Genomic DNA, 17,244 nt, shown 5'->3' with positions numbered 1-17,244 from the left:
AGCACCACATAACACTGCCAAGACCGATAAAATGATTACTTCCAGTAAATTATGCTTCTTATTATTGCCCGTGCGTGGATCGGGTATCCATCTGAAATGATCGTGAAGGGATGTGGGCATATTCTTTTTTACAAAGAAAAAAACTTGAAAGCCTTTTTGACAACCGCAACCCTTAAACTTATCACCTCTTTATCAACATTTTGTTGGCAACACCTCCCGTTTTTAACGTTTCTTATGCGTCAGCCCTGAGGGTTATTGCTTAAAAATCAAATCTGTATAATGTAAGCTGCCCAGTTTATTTTTTCCTAATATAAAATCGGAGGCTTTACTGTTGGCATCATATTTATAATAGCGAACAAAATAAGTTTGGGCCGCTGCAAAAGGGGTATCGGGCGTAAATGTAACCACGCTATCAGCTACCGCGTATTTGCCCGGCTGAATAGGCTGATAGTTTTTCAGATCTGTATCGGCTGGCATTTTGTACACCGGCACCAGGCTCTGCCAGTTCCCGGCTGATGAATCGCGGTTAATATCCTGAACAATCAGCGGGTCGAGGCCGGTTATTTTGAGGGAATGTTTATCGGAGGTAAGGTTTATTTTGACTAAAGGTGCGTTTGCTGTGTTAGTATTACATGCACAACATATAATTACAAAAAGCATAATTAATTTATTCATGGAGAGGGATGCGCAATTTGGTTATGCACAAAATTAAACAGAAATTAGGGTGAATATTTCGGATTGGCAATTTAAAATGCTAAAAAAAACTTTAAGCTGAAAGCAGAACAGATCAGTAAACTTATTCCATCTATGGGTGGATGTATGGCGACGGATAAAATCACAGTTGATGGACTGCAAGTAATATACATGTACCGGGAAGAGTCTGATTTTCACTTAGATAGTGGCTGGCGTTTCTTTTCGGGTACAGAAACTCAGGAGTATGTTGACGATCCAAATAACACGATGATTTATGATGTAAACACGATTGCAAACTACGATAAAGCAATAATCCCATACCTGAATCTCCCTCTTGGTGTTGAACTAGAAAGAATTCCCGGAACCAACGAATTTCAGATGATCCCGGGATAAAAAATTATTTCTTCAACGTATCCTCAAATAATTTATAAATCCGTTTATACTCATCCGTCCAGCTGCTGGGTTGCTCAAAGGCGTGGTCTTCTACTGGGTACGATGCCAGTTCCCAGTTTTCTTTGTGCAACTCAATTAGTTTCTGCGTCAGGCGGATAATATCCTGGTAGTTAACGTTCTGATCTATCATGCCGTGCAGCATCAATAAATTGCCTTTTAAGCCATTGGCAAAGTAAATTGGTGAGCTTTTGCGATAGGCTGTTTCATCTGTAAAAGGCTCGTTCAAAATATTGGAGGTATACTCGTGGTTATAATGTGCCCAATCGGTAACCGAACGAATGGCGCCGCCAGCAGCAAAAACATCAGGTTCGGTGAACATACCCATCAGCGTAATAAACCCGCCATATGAGCCGCCATATAAACCAACATGTTTGGGGTTTACGCCATATTTATCAACCAGGTATTTTACGCCATCAACCTGGTCTGTCAAATCTTTGCCGCCCATATGCCGGTAAATGCCGGTGCGCCAGTCGCGGCCGTAGCCTGCGCTTGCCGTGTAATCAACATCCAATACGGTATAGCCGTTATCGGCCAGCATATTGTTAAACATAAATTCGCGGAAGTAATAGCTCCAGGAATACGTTACGTTTTGCAGGTAGCCTGCACCATGCACAAACACTACAGCCGGTTTTGCGGCGTCTGCTTTTTTGGGCAAGTACAAACGGGCGTAAACCTCGCTGCCATACCTGTTTTTAAAGGTGATGATTTCCGGCGCGCGCCACGGGTACGATTCGTATTCGGCGCTGATGGATTTGGTAACCTGTACCGCTTTGGCTCCAAGTTTATTGGCCTGCACATATAGTTCCCATGGTTTGTTGGAGTAGGAGTAACGGATAGCCAGCCATTTTTCGTCGGGCGATAGTGTTACATCGTTGCCGCCCTTTAAGCCTGTTATTTTTGTTGGCGTACCACCATCAACGGGCAGGCTGTAAAAATCGGTTAATCCGGGATGGTCGATATTGGCGGTGAAGTAGAACCTTTTTTTATCATTGGATAGCTGCAGAGTTTGTACTTCCCATTTACCGCTGGTAATTTGCTTTTTTACACCGCTAATAATATCTACTATATAAATGTGCGAGTAGCCGCTGGCCTCGCTCTGAAAATAGAAATGATCGTTATCAATAAAACCGACGTTCCCCGCCGCCGAGTTTTCAATTCCGGGACCACCTATCCAGGCTTCGTCGCGCTGCCGGTCAAGCAAGCTAAGTTTGCCGGTAAGGGCGTCTAATCGCATAATCCAGCGGTCTTTATTATCCTGGGCTGATATTACGACTACGGCATTTGCCGAGTTTTCGCTCCAGAATACGCCTTCGATAGCTACCTGCCTGTCGGCATCCGCTTTTTTATAGGCTTCCTGCTCCTTTGGGTAATCTTTTAAATAATCGGGCGCGTCTTTAATGCCCGGCAGGTCTGATGTTTTTATCCGGTAAACGCTATCGCGCTGCCTGTCGTAAATAAACGTTTCGGATGTTGATGATGGGCGGCCTACTTTTGAGCGGTTCGGAATATCCTCTGTGAAGCCCGATTCGGTTACATAATTAGAAACGATGGCGTTTTTAACATCGTCGGCCGGTTTTGTGAGCCGGTAAGTAACAAAGCGCTCATCGGGGCTTATTTTAATCCGTCCAACACGTTTAGTTCCAAAAACCAGTTCCCTTAATCCCTTCGGCGCTAAATCTGCTCTTTCGGCCGAGTCTTGTTTTTCGTCTTTCTTCTCCACCTTAACAATATCAAACAACTCCAGCTGCTGCTTTTTAAGCCATTTTTCTTCTTCGTTAAGTTCGTCGTTGCCTTTTTTACTTTTTGATTTAACAAAATTAGTTAGCTGCTCCAACCCATTTCCGTTAAGTTTCATGGAGAACAGGTTACTGCCTTGCGAAAATATGATGTGGCTTTCATCGCCACTAAAAACCGGTGAGCTTTCCCGCTCCTCAGTATGGGTAAGCTGGGTTATTTTGCCCGATTTAAGGTCTTCTAAAAATAAGTCGCCATTTTTTTCAAAAACTTTTTGGGTGCGTTTTTTATTCCAGCTACCGTTTTCAGCGGGTAAACCGCGCCTATCGGCAATGCTTACTTTTTGCGGCGTTGTACCGCCGGGCGTAGCGGCAAACAATTCATCGGGGCCGGTTTTACCAGGATTCCAGGTAAAAAGGATTTTTTTGCTATCATCGCTCCAGTGAATGTTTGATGGGGATACACCTATCCACTTTGGATCGCGCATAATTTTTTCAATGGTAAGGGTATCCAGTTTTTGGGCAAAAGCACCGGCAGTATTGGCCAGCAATAGCAGCGTAAATATTTTTTTCATGAGTCAGTCTTGTGTCGCGCAACTAATACGCGGATGCAATTTAACAGTTTGGCTTTGCTTTGCTAATTTTAGACGTTTTATTGTTACAAATGGAAATTAAAGGCGACGGTTTTATTTTACGGGAGTTGCGGTTGGCTGATGCTGAATCGTTGCAAAAACATGCCGATAACCCAAGGATTTTTGATGCCCTTCTTGATCGCTTTCCATCGCCATACACGCTTGCAGATGCCATTGATTTTATCGGGCTTGCAATGGCCGAAGAAGTGCAAACCAAATTCGCGATAGCTATTAACGGCGAAGTAGCCGGCGTAATAGGCATTGATTTAAGGGGAGATATTTACCGAAAATCGGCATTGATCGGCTACTGGCTGGGCGAGGTGCATTGGGGAAAAGGCTTTATGCCCAAGGCGGTGAAACTGATTGTAGATTATGGATTTGCCAACCTGGATATTGTACGGCTTCAGGCTGGTGTATTAGGCAACAATCCAAAATCGATGCGGGTATTGGAAAAAGCAGGGTTTGTAAAAGAAGCTGTCTGTAAAAATGCGGTTATTAAAAACGGCTTTATTTTAGACGAGCATTTATACGCCATACTTAAGCCTTCTGTCTAATTAACAAACCTACCCGATAAATCCACCGTTCGGGCAAAAGGGTTTAAAAACTGGTTAACCAATATAGCAAACTCCCGCCGGGTTATTGGCCGGTTAACATCAAAGTCCGATTGGAATTTATATTGATTTTTCCAGGCTTTGCCCATGGAGGTGTGCAGCGTTTTAGGATCCGTTAATGTTATTTCACTTATAAGCGATAATGTGTTTTCTACTGTAAATTTCGGCTTGGGTTTTTCCCTGTTAAACCATAAAAATGTGCGGGTATAAATATCATTTAATACCGGTTCAATCTCGGCGGTGTTAACTGCAGAATCGGGCATAAACAGCATACCTGATGTATTGCTATCCAATTTTTGCCAACCTTTTAATAACCCGGTAGCTGCAACCTGCTGCACCGACCTAAAATAACGATCGTTTTGGCCAACATCTGCAAATGGAAGCAGGTAGCTTTTAAAATCCAGCAGTTCGCCCTGCACGGTGCGTGCGTTTAATTTGTGGGTGGTGGTTTTAAAAAACGCGCAAAATGCCGCGGCAGCACCGGCACCCTGGCCCAGCATAAGCTGGTTGGGCAGGTATTGGATATCATCATCCGGAAAAAGCTTGCCTGTAACTAACAGGTTCCCGACGCCCGGCGCCACAATGGAGCTCAGCGGAATACAATATGATGGCAATCGCGGATAGTTGCCAGAAAGACTTTTTTTATCCCCATTTTGCCCCGGATAACCATCGCCTGTTGCAATGCTGGTGCGGTATGTGGCCGATTGATGGTTATCGGCCATCAAATCAACCGGTTTAAAATTGATATTCAATTTTTCGGCTATCGAAGCATTTGGCGTGGCATCGATAATCAGCTTTGCTTTTATTTGTTGCGATTTTGAATCCTGGCTAACAGTTACCACCCAACCGTCCCCATCTTTTTTTATCGTACTAACAACTGTATTTAATTTTATGGTGAGATTTTTAACCGTATCGGCCATTTTTTTGATAATGGCTGCACCCGTGTATGGCTCTAAGCTCAGCGGGGCATTATAAGCGGTATCGCGGCCCGGCGTATTTTTATAAAAAGTTATTACCCATTTTCGGAATTCCCCCCAAATACCCGATTGAAGGTTTCTCCCGTTACCGATAGTTGTCATTGTTTGAGCCTGCATTGATGGGCATAATTGCGCACCTGCTTCAACCAGTACTGTTTTAATTTTGCTGCGGGCTCCCTGTATGGCTGCCGAGGCACCGGCTGGGCCGCCGCCAATTACAAGGATATCGGTTTTAATGGTTTGGGCATATGTAAAGGAGCATTTTAACAGCAGCAGTACTAAAAACAGTTTTTTTATCATCGTTTTAACTAACACGTACAGAACGCTAATTTAGGTTAAAGCTTGCTGTAGTATAAAATTATCCCTAATTTAATTTTTTTAAACATTTATGACAGACGAACAAATGAGGTTCCCGATTGGGAAATTTGCACCACCGGCATCTTATACCGACGAAAACATCCGCGAATGGATAGATGATCTGCGCACATTGCCGGGTAAATTGCGTAATGCTATAGCTGGTTTAAACTACCAGGAACTGGATACCCCGTACCGAACCGGCGGATGGACATTGAGGCAAGTAATCCATCACCTGGCCGATAGCCACATGAACTCGATTACCCGTTTTAAGCTGGCACTCACCGAAAATAACCCTGTTATAAAGCCATACGAAGAAGCAGATTGGGCTTTACTACCCGATTATCGCCTCCCTGTAGAATCGTCATTAAAAATATTGGAAGGCATCCATATACACATGGTTGCCTTATTTGAAAGTTTTACCGAAAACGAATGGGAACGCACCTTTGTACATCCCGCATCCGGTGATACCGTTTCGCTTAAAAAGGGGCTGGCATTATACTCCTGGCATAGCAAACATCATTTGGCACATGTTACAGAGACAGTGACGAAGCTTAAAGCATAAAGCCAAAGGCAGAAAGCTTAAAAAAAGCTTTGGGCTTTCTGCTTTAAGCCTTCGGCTTACGCCGACGGAAAACTCAGGTAAAAAGTGGTGCCGATGCCAATGGTTGTCTCAAACCAAATTTTACCGTTGGCATTTTCAATTGAGTTTTTCACAAAGGCAAGCCCAAGTCCCGTACCAGAACTTTTGGTAGTAAAATTGGGCTCGAATATTTTTTCGCGCATATTTTCCGGAATTCCGTTACCATTATCTTTAATGGTAAGCAACACATTTTTGCTGGTTATAAGGTAGTTGATGTTTATCAGCCCATTTCTATCTGCTGGTGTGGCTTCTATGGCGTTCTTCAATAAATTGTTAAAGCATCTCAATAGCTGATCTTTATCAGCATTTATCATAAAAGGAGCATCGGGCAGCTGGTACACTATTTGCATATTATCCATCTGCTTAAATATGGTTACCGCCTGGTTAAGCATTTCAAAAACATTCAATAGCTCAATACGGGTATCGGGCATTTTCGCAAAAGCCGAGAACTCAGACGCGATGGACGATAAGCTTTCTATCTGTTCAACAAACGATTTGCTAAAACGTTCAAATTTCTGATCAAACTTAGGGTCCTTATCCCGCCACGATTTATCAAGTAGTTGCAACCCTAGTTTCAATGGCGTTAATGGGTTTTTAATTTCATGGGCTACTTGTTTGGCCATTTCGCGCCAGGCGCTTTCGCGTTCAGATTGCGCCAACCTGGTTGCGCTATTCTCAAGGGCCGAGATCATTTTATTATATTCCTTAACCAAGGCCCCAATCTCATCATTTCGTTGCCATTTTATCGGCTCGTTCTTTTTGCCGTATATGGTTTTGCTCAGCGTTTCCTGTATAAAACTAAGCGGTGCGGTTATTTGCCTGGCAATAATAATGGCCAATAAGCCAATGGCTAAAAACACCAATGCGTAAACATTTATCATCACATTCAACAACGAGCTTATGCGTTGTTTATAATCTGCCTCATTTGAAAAATAGGGCAGCTGGATGTAAGCGATAATCTTTTGGCCAGAGCTTACTATGGGTGCATAAGCGGCCTTGTAGTTCAACTCTCCTATTTTTTCATCATTCACAAATTCTGTTTTTTGCAGCCTGCTCAGGTAAATAAAAGCTCGGGAGTTCATTTTTTTTGCCACCAGGCCAGCCTCATACATTTTTGGCTGGGTTGTAACCAGTGGCACCCCGTTGGTATCAAACAGGATAAGGTCGGTAGAATATGTTTCGGCCAGTACGTTAAAATCAACCTGGTTTTTTTCGTTTACATTGTATATGTATCGGTTTAATGCGCCGGTTTGAAAAGTCTCGGCAATCCTGCTTATTTTATCGCGAATCTGTTTATCCTGCTGTTCATGGTATTGGCGCCCTATTGATACAAAGGTGATAAAGCCTACTACAATCAGTGTAACAACAACCGCAAATATCATTACAAACTGGATGCGGGTTCTATAAAGTACCTTATCAAAATTGATCTTGAATTTCCAGCGGATTTTATCATCCTTAATACTCAAAATCCTTACGCGTACCCATACGCCCCTGGCTATAATAATAACTGCACTAAATACCAATAGCGCCATAAAAAAGAAAGTGATAGAGGCCACCCCGTTATATAGTGGGTTTGTTTCCTTACTTACTACTATGATATTGCGTTTGTTGGGTTTATAAATCAGGTGGTCGTATTTTGTAAAAGCATTGTACCATTCGGGATTATTGAACCGGGTGGTTTTTATAATATAGCTTTTTAATACCCCTTTAAAATCTGGGTTATTAAGGGTGTAAACATAACTTCCCCGTTGACTTTGCAAGCGATTATCATAGTAATAAGCATACGAGTAATCTTTAAATTCGTCTTCGGATTGTAACGACCCTTCGATCAATAGATCCGGGAAAGCCCCAAGCACCTGAACAGGTTTTGATGTAAACTCAATGGCCAATGTTCCTAATTGCTTATTCCCGTTTTTTATGGGCAGTATCGCAAAATAACTCTGACGCCCAAACGATGCAGTGCCCCGGTAAAAATAAGATGTTGGTACAACCTTATATGAATTATATACAACCTGGTCTTTAAACCCGGTTATCGGGATGTCGTCGTTAGCCAGGGGCTGGTCATTGGCATCATACTCGTGTATTTTAATAACATATTTTGACAGGTACCCATCAAAATACAGTTTCTGAAAACGGGTTAACAAGTACTCGTTGTTATGTATATTTTCCTTAAAGTAGCGCACAATAGTTGTGTCAACAAGAATCCGCTTCTCAACCTTTATAAATGCGTTTTCGGCATAATGGTCAATTGGGTCGCCTAGCCGTTGCAGTAACTTTTTTCGTACCGACTCCTCTTTAATGCCTTCAAAGTGGTTTAACTTAATAGCCGAAATTACCGAGCAGATTAAAAGTACGCCCAAAAAGGCACTTGTTGTAAGTTTACCGCCCTGGTAAATAAACCCAAATGCCCTCATCACCACCAGCAGCATCCACAACAGGTAAAACAAGCTAAAATCGTAATTCCGGGCAAAAACAATTGTACTTATAACAACGCCTACTACCAGCAGTAATAACTGGTGCAATTTTGGCACATCCAGCTTGAGGCATATAAAAAGAACCACCTCATCAACAAGATAAAAAATGAGAAAACTAAAGCACAACATTAAAACACCCAGAATGCTGAATGATGATAAACCAAGTACATTGTTTACGTTAAAGTTGATGCCCGCATGAATAACCAGGTCATAAAACAGCCTTAACAGCGATGTGGATAACCCTATAAGCAAAAGAATACAGCCAACTACAATAAAATAGCCAACTGAGTTTTTGTAAACAGCTGTAAACAATCTTCGCCGTTGCAGGTAAATGAATGCAACAAACCAAAAAACACAAAGCAGGTTAATACACAGGTCGCCAAAAGACGGATACAAAACTCCGGAATGGTAAATGGCGGGATCAAACAATTTAAGCATCCCCCGAAAATCGGGCAGGTGATAATATAAATTAACAAAGCGGAGCAGGATTATGTACAAACCCAGGAAAACCACTGACAACCAGCCATAACCCTTTGCCGCCATATGGCAGCAAATATTATGAATTAATATACAAAGCGTTATGATGGTTAAAATCCAAAAAATAGCCTGGTAATATATAAATGCATAATTGACGCTGCTGGCTTTTTGTTTTACCGAGAAAAGATAATCGTTGTTGATGCTGTGTACATCGTAAGCATTTTTATCGCCCAGATCGGTAAGCTCAATATTATCTGTCGTTATTAAATCTTTAGCAAACGTGTTTTGAAGATACTGGTTGGTAAAGCTGTAATTGATTTTTACCGGGATAAAAAATATTACAGAAAAAGCCCCCTCCGTTTTCTTAATCGCTTCATAATACCCATTCGGCTGCCTGATAAAGGAATTGCCCTCGCGGATATTGCCTATGCTATCCGGCAAAACTTTAATACCGCTCCAAAAACTTAAATGGTTATTGTACGCTGTTATAAACCAGGTGTTCCTTTGAGTAGTAAATTCCTCTATCCTGTTAATGGCCTCCTGGTCATTATCGCCCAGGGTTTTAAATTTGTTAAGCTGTTCTTTATCTTTTAGCAGCTTATCAATATAAGCTTCCTTTTTGTGCAGGTTAGCCTCAAGAGCCAGGGCCGATTGATCGAGGTTATTTACCGGCGTATATGTTTTTTGGATAAAAATAGCGGTAAACAACAGCCCTATACCAATTAGGGTTAGCAACAAACGTATTTTTCCCGAGGTTGTCAAATTGCTATCAGATATTACTGGTTTAAAAACGAAAGGCACTACTAAATAGTGCCTTTTTTAAATATTATTGAGGTATAGCCGCGCTTTGGGTAACTATTGCCCTATCAACTTTTTTAACAAGCCCCTGCAATACATTACCCGGCCCAACCTCGGTAAATGAGGTAGCACCATCCTCCAACATATGCTTCACGGTTTGTGTCCACCTTACGGCGCCGGTAAGCTGGGCTATTAAATTTTGTTTAATAACAGCAGGATCGGTATAAGGTTTGGCATCAATGTTTTGATAAATAGGACAAACCGGGGCTTTAATTTCGGTGGCAACAATTGCCGCCTCTAATTCAACCCGGGCCGATTCCATTAACGGCGAGTGGAAAGCACCGCCAACTTTGAGTTTTAAAGCCCGCTTGGCACCAGCGGCCAGCAATTTTTCGCAGGCTTCGTCAATGCCTTCAATACTGCCGGATATAACCAACTGGCCGGGGCAGTTATAGTTTGCTGTTACAACCACGCCGGTAGCGCGCTGGCAAACATCTTCTACAGTAAAATCATCAAGCCCTAAAATGGCGGCCATTGTTGAGGGTTGCAGTTCGCAAGCTTTTTGCATAGCATTGGCACGTGCGGCAACCAGGCGTAAACCATCTTCAAATGATAAGGCTCCTGCAGCAACCAGGGCCGAAAATTCGCCAAGGGAGTGGCCGGCAACCATATCCGGTTTAAATTCATCGCCCAACACGGTAGCTAAAATAACCGAGTGCAAAAATATGGCCGGCTGGGTAACGTTTGTTTGAACCAAATCTTCGGCTGTGCCATCAAACATTACATCGGTAATCCGGAAGCCTAATATTTCATTTGCTTTTTCAAATAACTCATGGGCCTTATCAGATTGCTCGTACAAATCTTTACCCATACCCGGGAATTGGGCGCCCTGCCCTGGAAAAATATATGCTTTCATTGCTTTGGTTTATTGGTTGATTGAGTTGATTAAGTGAGTGGTTTTTGTTTTCTGAAACCACTCAACTAATCAACCATTCACTTAATCAACTTAATTTAGAACTTATTAAATTTAAAAATTCCGTACGGGTTTTTTCTTTTAAAAACTCGCCGGTAAAAGCCGATGTGGTGGTTACCGAGTTTTGCTTTTGCACACCGCGCATGCTCATGCACAGGTGGCGGCATTCAATTACTATGCCTACACCAACCGGGTTTAAGGTTTCCTGTATACAATCGCGAATTTCGTTGGTTAAGCGCTCCTGCACCTGCAGCCTGCGGGCAAAAGCATCAACTACGCGTGGTATTTTGCTTAGCCCAACCACATAGCCATTAGGAATATAGGCTATGTGCGCCTTTCCGAAAAATGGCAGCATGTGGTGCTCGCACATCGAGTATACTTCTATGTCTTTTACAATTACCATCTGGCTGTATTCCTCTTTAAACATGGCCGAATTCAAAATGCTTTTAGCATCCAGGTCATAACCATGAGTTAAAAACAGCATTGCTTTGGCTATCCGTTCCGGCGTTTTTAATAGCCCTTCTCTTTGAGGATTTTCACCAATTTGTTTTAAAACGTCAAGATAATGAGCCGATAGGTTTTCAATCAGTTGTGGGTTATACCTGTCTATTTTGGTGTAACCGTCAATATCATCGTCGCGGTCGGGGATGTGGTTTTTATCAATCATTTTATCCGGTTATCCGCCAAAATATTCCGCGGAATTATTTTCAGTTTCATATAGTTTTACCGAGTGTAAAAACACCCCCTCATAAGCCTCAATTGGCGCCTTAAGCTGATTAAAAATCTCGATGCAAAGCAACTCCGTAGATGCCATTTTACCCGCCATGAATTCAACATCCAAATTGATGTTTTTATGATCAAGCTTTTCAATAACGTGCTCGTTAATAATAACCTTAAGCTCTTTCAAGTCCATCAGATAGCCGGTAGCGTGGGTAACTTCGCCCTTAACCGTTACAAATAAATTGTAATTATGACCATGCCAGTTACGATTGGCACATTTGCCAAATACCTCATTGTTTTTTTCAGCGCTCCATTCCTCACGGTACATCCGGTGAGCGGCATTAAAATGTTCCTTGCGCGTTATATGTATCATCATAATAATAAGTGGGTGCAAATATACAAAACAAAAACAGGCCAGTTGTTTTATATTCGTGGTCAAAAATCTGTAAATAAAACGTACAAAAAGCAATATGCTTATATTAATTGTTGCCGCAACAGCACCCGAAGTTGAACCTTTAGCCAAATACTTTGGTAGCAAGATAGATGTTTTAATAACCGGCGCAGGCATGGTTCCCACAGCCTTTGCCCTGGGGCGTCATTTTGCTCAAAACAAGTATGACCTGGTAATAAATTTAGGTATTGCAGGCAGCTTCGACAGAAGCATTGAACCCGGCTTTGTAGTAGAAGTAACCGACGATACCTTTGCTGAAACCGGTGCGGAAGACGACGAACAGTTTATCCCCATGAACGTTTTGGGCTTTGGCGAGGTTACCTATAAACCAACAACTACCTTAGATGAGGTTGAAAGTAACTTTTATTTGAAAAAAGCCCGCGCCATTACAGTAAATACCGTTCATGGGAATGATGCCTCTATAAAAAAGGTTCAAGATCGCTTAAACCCACAACTGGAGAGTATGGAGGGTGCGGCTTTCTTTTATGCCTGCCAACAGGTTAACGTGCGTTGCATCCAAATCAGGGCTGTGTCAAATTATGTTGAAAAGCGTAATCGGGACAGCTGGCAGATAGGGCTGGCCATAAAAAATCTGAATACCTTTGCCATCGATCTGATTGACGCAATCATTCGGCTTTAATTACGGTTGAGGTTTTACGTTTGACGTGGTACGTTATACGTGGAGCTTCAAAAACGCAAGCCGAGGTTTTACGTTTGACGTAGTACGTTATACGTGGAGCTGTAAAATGTACAACTTAAAACGTAACACGTACAACCTATATGAAATTAACTCTCGGCTTTTCGCCCTGCCCCAACGATACTTTTATTTTTGATGCCCTTATTCACCATAAAATTGACACCGAAGGCCTGGAGTTTGAGGTTTTTTATGATGATGTAGAAACCCTGAACCAAAAAGCATTTCGCGGCGAATTGGATGTGACTAAACTTAGCTACCATGCCTTTGCTTACGTGGCCGATAAATATGTGCTGTTAGATTCGGGCAGTGCCCTGGGCTTCGGCGTAGGCCCGATGCTGATCTGCAAATCAGATCCGGAAAAACTACTCTCGCAACTCGAAACCGGCAACCCGAACCTCAAAATAGGAATCCCCGGCAAGTACACTACCGCCAATTTTTTATTAGGCAACGCTTTCCCCAAGGCGATTAACAAAGTAGAACTTGTTTTTTCTGATATCGAGAACGCGGTACTGGAAGGCCGGGTTGACGTAGGATTGATTATCCACGAAAACCGCTTCACCTACCAGGATAGGGGCCTAAAAAAGATCATCGATCTGGGCGATCATTGGGAAAAGCAAACCGGCTGCGCTATTCCGCTTGGCGGCATTGTGGCTAGCCGTAACCTGCCTGCAGATGTTCAGCATAAACTAAACAGGGTATTAGGTAAATCGGTTGAGTTTGCTTTTGCCAACCCAAAATCGGGCCTCGAGTTTATCCGCTCGCACGCCCAGGAAATGAGTGAAGAGGTGATGTACAAGCACATTGATTTATATGTAAATAAATATTCTGTTGAATTGGGAGAGGAGGGAAGGAAGGCGATAAAGTTGCTTTTTGATACGGCCCAGGAAAAACACATTATCCCGCAAATAAACCAGGAAATATTTCTAAGCCCCCTAACCCCCTGAAGGGGGAACAGTCGTTTAAAATAAAACGGCGCTTCTTTCATCAGAGGGGCCGTTTTATTTATGGACATAGTGAATCAAAAATCCCCCCTTCAGGGGGTTAGGGGGCTTCGCCGTTTAATACAACAAATGATCATACGGATACCTTTCGGTATGTATCGCTTTCACTTCCTCATAAAGTAAATTCCTGAACTCATCTACGTTTTCCCTTTTGGTAGCAGATATAAATATGGCCGGGCTATTGTTTTTGGCCATCCAGCTGTGTTTAAAATCATCCAGCGTTAGCGGCTCTTCCTGCTGCTCTATCTGGTGATCTTCCGGTTTAAAGGCATCTATTTTATTAAATACCGTTATCATCCGTTTATCAATAGCGCCAATATCTTTCAGGGTTTCGTTAACGGTACGTATCTGATCCTCAAAATTAGGGTGCGAAATATCTACCACGTGAACCAGAATATCTGCTTCGCGCACTTCATCCAGGGTCGATTTAAAACACTCTACCAGTTGGTGAGGTAGCTTGCGAATAAAACCAACCGTGTCTGATAACAGGAAGGGGACATTCTCCAGCACCACTTTCCTTACTGTTGTATCTAATGTGGCAAACAGTTTGTTTTCGGCAAACACTTCCGATTTGGATACCATGTTCATAATGGTCGATTTGCCAACGTTGGTATAACCTACCAACGCAGCACGCACCATCTGGCTACGGTTTTTGCGCTGGGTCTCATTTTGCTTGTCTATTTGCTTTAATCTCTCTTTCAGTAAGGCTATTTTATTCAAAATCAAACGCCTGTCGGTTTCAATCTGCGATTCACCCGGTCCGCGCATACCGATACCACCCTTCTGGCGCTCAAGGTGAGTCCACAAACGGGTAAGGCGTGGCAGTAGGTATTGTAGCTGGGCCAGCTCTACCTGGGTTTTGGCCTGGGCGGTTTGCGCGCGATTGGCAAAAATATCCAGGATAAGGTTATTCCTGTCAAGAATCTTTACCTGTAGTTCGTTTTCAATATTACGCAATTGCGATGGTGATAGTTCATCGTCAAACACCACCATATCAATCTCTTCTTCAATAACAAAAGCCTTAATATCTTCCAGCTTGCCGCTGCCCACAAAGGTAGCCCTATCGGGCCTTTGTAGCTTTTGGGTAAAATGAGTTATTGTTTCGCCGCCTGCCGTAGCAACCAGAAACTCCAATTCCTCTAAATATTCTTTCTCCTGCTCATCGGTTACGTGGGGTGTCATCACGCCAACCAAAACAGCTTTTTCCTGCTTCACAGCAGTATCATAAAATTTTTGCTTCATTAACTATGGTATATCAATCGCGGTGCCAATTTACTAATATAGCACAAACGGGCCTATTTAACGCCAAAATAGCACATACAAAGGTAATTGACTGTCATTACTAATAAAATATGTTTTACAAAAAACATAGGGCAAACGCATCTAATTGGGTTAACATAACTTAACACATTTCAGACATTTTTTTATAAGTATTTCACAATCAATATTTTGCATTTTTAACATGGTTAACACTAAACTGATCGCCGTTAACTATTTAAATGCGTTTGCCCAGCCAAAAACACGTTGCCCAATTACAAACAAATAAATAAATTGTTTTATTTATTTTAACAAGAATCATTTTCCTATTATTATATTCGTACTGATTAAACCTTATTGACATGAACAAAATCTTTTCCCTGCTATTGCTGGGATCTTTAGCAATTACCGCAAACGCACAAACTACTGCCCCCTTGCCAACCGCCCAATCTTTCGGTAAAGTTGATAAGGCCGACCTGGAAATGACCAAATGCGATTTTGAGCCCGATGCCAACGCCGAAATTCTATTCGATAAAGGCGATACGTATTTTGATACGCAATACAATATCAATACCGACAGGCACAAGCGCATCAAAATTTTTAACGATAATGGTAAGGATGAGGCCAACATCCGCATAAAATATTATAGCGCCAATCGCTCACAATATATAACCGGCCTGCAGGCTCAAACTATTAATTTAACCAATGGTGCCGTTGAAATTATTAAGGTAGATAAAAAGCAGATCTTTACTGAAGCCGTAGATAAGTACTACTCGGCGCTGGTTTTTTCATTTCCAAATGTAAAACCCGGTTGTATCATCGAATATAAATACCGCTTAACCAGTGCCTCTGTGAGCGATTTTCCCGACTGGTATTTTCAAAGCGACCTCCCCACCAGATACAGCGAATTAGATACTAACATCCCGGATATTTTAACTTATAAAAGGTTGCAAAATCTGCACTCGCCTTACGTAATTGATAAAACCAGTTCGTCAAATACCCATACCGAGGCTATGGCCAATATTCCATCGTTAAAAGATGAGCCCTATATGGACGCCCGCAATGATAATTCTGAACGTATCCTTTTCCAGTTGTTAAGTATTCGCATTCCCGGTTATTTCTATCCCAACTTCCAGGATTCGTGGAAAAAAGTTGGCGAAAACAGGATAAATAACGAGGATTTTGGCGGGCAGCTAAACAGGAAATTAACAGGCGAAGAGTTAATCATCAACAAGGCAAAAGCCCTTAAAACTGATGATGAAAAAATTGCCTATGTTTTTAACGAGGTTAAAAACACGATGAAGTGGAATGATATTTACGACATTAACAGTACAGACGGAACGCCGAAAGCATGGGAGAAAAAAGTGGGTAACTCTACCGAAATAAATGTTGTGCTTTACCACTTGTTAAAAAAAGCGGGATTAAAAGTTTACCCCATGATGGTAAGCACACGTGCAAACGGCCGCATAAACCCAAGCTACCCGAGCGTTTATCAATTTAACAGCATGATTGCCTATATCCCGGTTGATAGTGCTAAATATTACGCCCTTGATGCAACCAGCAAATACAACCTTTACAACAGAGTGCCCGATAACTTTTTAAACTCCTTTGGCTTTTATATTGATGACGCCAACAAGGTATATGAACTTTCGTTTTTACAGGAACCGGAGCCCGTACGCCAGGTTGTTTTATTGAATGCCGAAATTAAGCCCGATGGCAAAATGAGCGGCAGCGCCGATATCAGTAGCTTTAGCTACAACAAAATAAAATACACCAAAAAGTATAAAACCGACGGCGAAAAAAAATATAACGACTATTTACGCGAGGAAAATAACAACCTTAAAATATCGGCGCTTACGTTTGAGAATATGGATATTGACACGCTGCCGTTGCGTCAAAAACTCAACTTTAACCTCGACCTTACGGGCAGCGATGATAATTACATTTATTTTAACTCAAATCTGTTTACCGGCCTTAAAACAAACCCGTTTTTGGCCGAAAACCGCTTTACCGATATTGATTTTGGCTACCGCGATAACTACGCAATAACCGGCATTTTTAAAATTCCGACAGGATATAAAATTGATGCAATGCCCAAAAGCATCAGCATGGCCATACCCGATGGAACTGTAGTTTTTAAACGCATGGTTGCCGAGCAGGATGGATCAATAATGGTTCGCTTTAGCATCGATCATAAAAAGTCGATGTATTTTAAGGAGAACTACCCCGAGTTCCGTGAGTTTTGTAAAAAAATGTATGATATGCTTAACGAGCAGATTGTACTTAAAAAAGGCTAATAC

General features: G+C 42.1%; 15 protein-coding genes. 6 read left to right on the top strand and 9 right to left on the bottom strand.

What is annotated here, in order from left to right:
• Together AC1DV1_RS03810 and AC1DV1_RS03805 are read right to left on the bottom strand one after the other, a co-directional pair.
• Positions 1–120, bottom strand: a 120-nt coding sequence (locus tag AC1DV1_RS03810; RefSeq protein WP_477355482.1) for a transposase family protein, incomplete at its 3' end; no start/stop codon positions are given.
• Positions 121–252: 132 nt separating this feature from the next.
• A complete protein-coding gene (locus tag AC1DV1_RS03805; protein ID WP_477355470.1) occupies positions 253–675 on the bottom strand; it encodes a hypothetical protein in 423 nt (140 codons plus the stop codon).
• Positions 676–819: 144 nt separating this feature from the next.
• Here AC1DV1_RS03805 and AC1DV1_RS03800 point away from each other — a divergent pair, with 144 nt between their 5' ends.
• Positions 820–1,086, top strand: coding sequence for a DUF2185 domain-containing protein (locus AC1DV1_RS03800; RefSeq protein WP_477355466.1), 267 nt, complete (start codon positions 820–822; stop codon positions 1,084–1,086).
• Positions 1,087–1,090: 4 nt separating this feature from the next.
• Here AC1DV1_RS03800 and AC1DV1_RS03795 read toward each other — a convergent pair whose 3' ends face one another.
• Entirely contained in the window at positions 1,091–3,454 is a 2,364-nt protein-coding gene (locus AC1DV1_RS03795; RefSeq protein ID WP_477355463.1) for a S9 family peptidase, read from the bottom strand.
• 89 nt (positions 3,455–3,543) lie between these two features.
• On the opposite strand from AC1DV1_RS03795, the gene AC1DV1_RS03790 reads away from it, so the two are divergent.
• The gene (locus AC1DV1_RS03790; RefSeq protein ID WP_477355460.1) at positions 3,544–4,065 is read left to right on the top strand and encodes a GNAT family N-acetyltransferase; all 522 of its coding nucleotides are present in this window, start codon (positions 3,544–3,546) and stop codon (positions 4,063–4,065) included.
• Here AC1DV1_RS03790 and AC1DV1_RS03785 read toward each other — a convergent pair.
• Positions 4,062–5,399, bottom strand: coding sequence for an FAD-dependent oxidoreductase (locus tag AC1DV1_RS03785; RefSeq protein WP_477355457.1), 1,338 nt, complete (start codon positions 5,397–5,399; stop codon positions 4,062–4,064). The two genes, AC1DV1_RS03790 and AC1DV1_RS03785, sit on opposite strands and share 4 nt — an antisense overlap.
• Before the next feature lie 88 nt (positions 5,400–5,487).
• Between AC1DV1_RS03785 and AC1DV1_RS03780 the strand changes: the two genes are divergently transcribed.
• A complete protein-coding gene (locus AC1DV1_RS03780; protein ID WP_477355454.1) occupies positions 5,488–6,018 on the top strand; it encodes a YfiT family bacillithiol transferase in 531 nt (176 codons plus the stop codon).
• A gap of 56 nt (positions 6,019–6,074) precedes the next feature.
• Here the strand turns inward: AC1DV1_RS03780 and AC1DV1_RS03775 are convergent, their stop codons facing one another.
• From AC1DV1_RS03775 to AC1DV1_RS03760, 4 genes are all read right to left on the bottom strand, one after another.
• Positions 6,075–9,782 (bottom strand): sensor histidine kinase, encoded by a 3,708-nt coding sequence (locus tag AC1DV1_RS03775; protein WP_477355451.1) that lies wholly within the window; start codon positions 9,780–9,782, stop codon positions 6,075–6,077.
• A 91-nt stretch (positions 9,783–9,873) separates the two neighbouring features.
• Positions 9,874–10,761, bottom strand: coding sequence for an ACP S-malonyltransferase (gene fabD, locus AC1DV1_RS03770; protein WP_477355448.1), 888 nt, complete (start codon positions 10,759–10,761; stop codon positions 9,874–9,876).
• Between the two features lie 85 nt (positions 10,762–10,846).
• Positions 10,847–11,485 carry a GTP cyclohydrolase I FolE gene (gene folE / locus AC1DV1_RS03765; protein ID WP_147054189.1) on the bottom strand — a complete coding sequence of 213 codons (639 nt, stop codon included), beginning with the start codon at positions 11,483–11,485 and terminating at the stop codon, positions 10,847–10,849.
• 9 nt (positions 11,486–11,494) lie between these two features.
• Positions 11,495–11,911, bottom strand: a complete 417-nt coding sequence (locus AC1DV1_RS03760; RefSeq protein WP_477355479.1) for a 6-pyruvoyl trahydropterin synthase family protein — start codon at positions 11,909–11,911, stop codon at positions 11,495–11,497.
• Between the two features lie 97 nt (positions 11,912–12,008).
• On the opposite strand from AC1DV1_RS03760, the gene mqnB reads away from it, so the two are divergent.
• Both mqnB and AC1DV1_RS03750 read left to right on the top strand, forming a co-directional pair.
• A complete protein-coding gene (gene mqnB, locus AC1DV1_RS03755; protein ID WP_477355445.1) occupies positions 12,009–12,629 on the top strand; it encodes a futalosine hydrolase in 621 nt (206 codons plus the stop codon).
• A 140-nt stretch (positions 12,630–12,769) separates the two neighbouring features.
• The gene (locus AC1DV1_RS03750; protein WP_477355442.1) at positions 12,770–13,630 is read left to right on the top strand and encodes a menaquinone biosynthesis family protein; all 861 of its coding nucleotides are present in this window, start codon (positions 12,770–12,772) and stop codon (positions 13,628–13,630) included.
• 114 nt (positions 13,631–13,744) lie between these two features.
• Here the strand turns inward: AC1DV1_RS03750 and hflX are convergent, their stop codons facing one another.
• Positions 13,745–14,929: a GTPase HflX gene (gene hflX, locus AC1DV1_RS03745; protein ID WP_477355439.1), complete on the bottom strand. Its 1,185-nt coding sequence runs from the start codon at positions 14,927–14,929 to the stop codon at positions 13,745–13,747.
• A gap of 377 nt (positions 14,930–15,306) precedes the next feature.
• On the opposite strand from hflX, the gene AC1DV1_RS03740 reads away from it, so the two are divergent.
• Positions 15,307–17,241 carry a DUF3857 domain-containing protein gene (locus AC1DV1_RS03740; protein WP_477355436.1) on the top strand — a complete coding sequence of 645 codons (1,935 nt, stop codon included), beginning with the start codon at positions 15,307–15,309 and terminating at the stop codon, positions 17,239–17,241.
• Positions 17,242–17,244 lie beyond the last annotated feature (3 nt).

It is taken from the genome of Mucilaginibacter sp. P4_D1, from assembly GCF_056401935.1.
The sequence above is the reverse complement of the archived record's forward strand: the minus strand, read 5'-3'. Positions and strand labels throughout refer to the sequence as shown.

Bases quoted from the DNA above. Each gene is read 5' to 3' on its own strand.
- AC1DV1_RS03780 (WP_477355454.1), top strand. From the start codon at position 5,488: ATGACAGACGAACAAATGAGGTTCCCGATTGGGAAATTTGCACCACCG.
- AC1DV1_RS03790 (WP_477355460.1), top strand. From the start codon at position 3,544: ATGGAAATTAAAGGCGACGGTTTTATTTTACGGGAGTTGCGGTTGGCT.
- fabD (WP_477355448.1), bottom strand. From the start codon at position 10,761: ATGAAAGCATATATTTTTCCAGGGCAGGGCGCCCAATTCCCGGGTATG.
- AC1DV1_RS03785 (WP_477355457.1), bottom strand. From the start codon at position 5,399: ATGATAAAAAAACTGTTTTTAGTACTGCTGCTGTTAAAATGCTCCTTT.
- mqnB (WP_477355445.1), top strand. From the start codon at position 12,009: ATGCTTATATTAATTGTTGCCGCAACAGCACCCGAAGTTGAACCTTTA.
- AC1DV1_RS03805 (WP_477355470.1), bottom strand. From the start codon at position 675: ATGAATAAATTAATTATGCTTTTTGTAATTATATGTTGTGCATGTAAT.
- AC1DV1_RS03760 (WP_477355479.1), bottom strand. From the start codon at position 11,911: ATGATACATATAACGCGCAAGGAACATTTTAATGCCGCTCACCGGATG.
- hflX (WP_477355439.1), bottom strand. From the start codon at position 14,929: ATGAAGCAAAAATTTTATGATACTGCTGTGAAGCAGGAAAAAGCTGTT.
- AC1DV1_RS03795 (WP_477355463.1), bottom strand. From the start codon at position 3,454: ATGAAAAAAATATTTACGCTGCTATTGCTGGCCAATACTGCCGGTGCT.
- folE (WP_147054189.1), bottom strand. From the start codon at position 11,485: ATGATTGATAAAAACCACATCCCCGACCGCGACGATGATATTGACGGT.
- AC1DV1_RS03740 (WP_477355436.1), top strand. From the start codon at position 15,307: ATGAACAAAATCTTTTCCCTGCTATTGCTGGGATCTTTAGCAATTACC.
- AC1DV1_RS03800 (WP_477355466.1), top strand. From the start codon at position 820: ATGGCGACGGATAAAATCACAGTTGATGGACTGCAAGTAATATACATG.
- AC1DV1_RS03750 (WP_477355442.1), top strand. From the start codon at position 12,770: ATGAAATTAACTCTCGGCTTTTCGCCCTGCCCCAACGATACTTTTATT.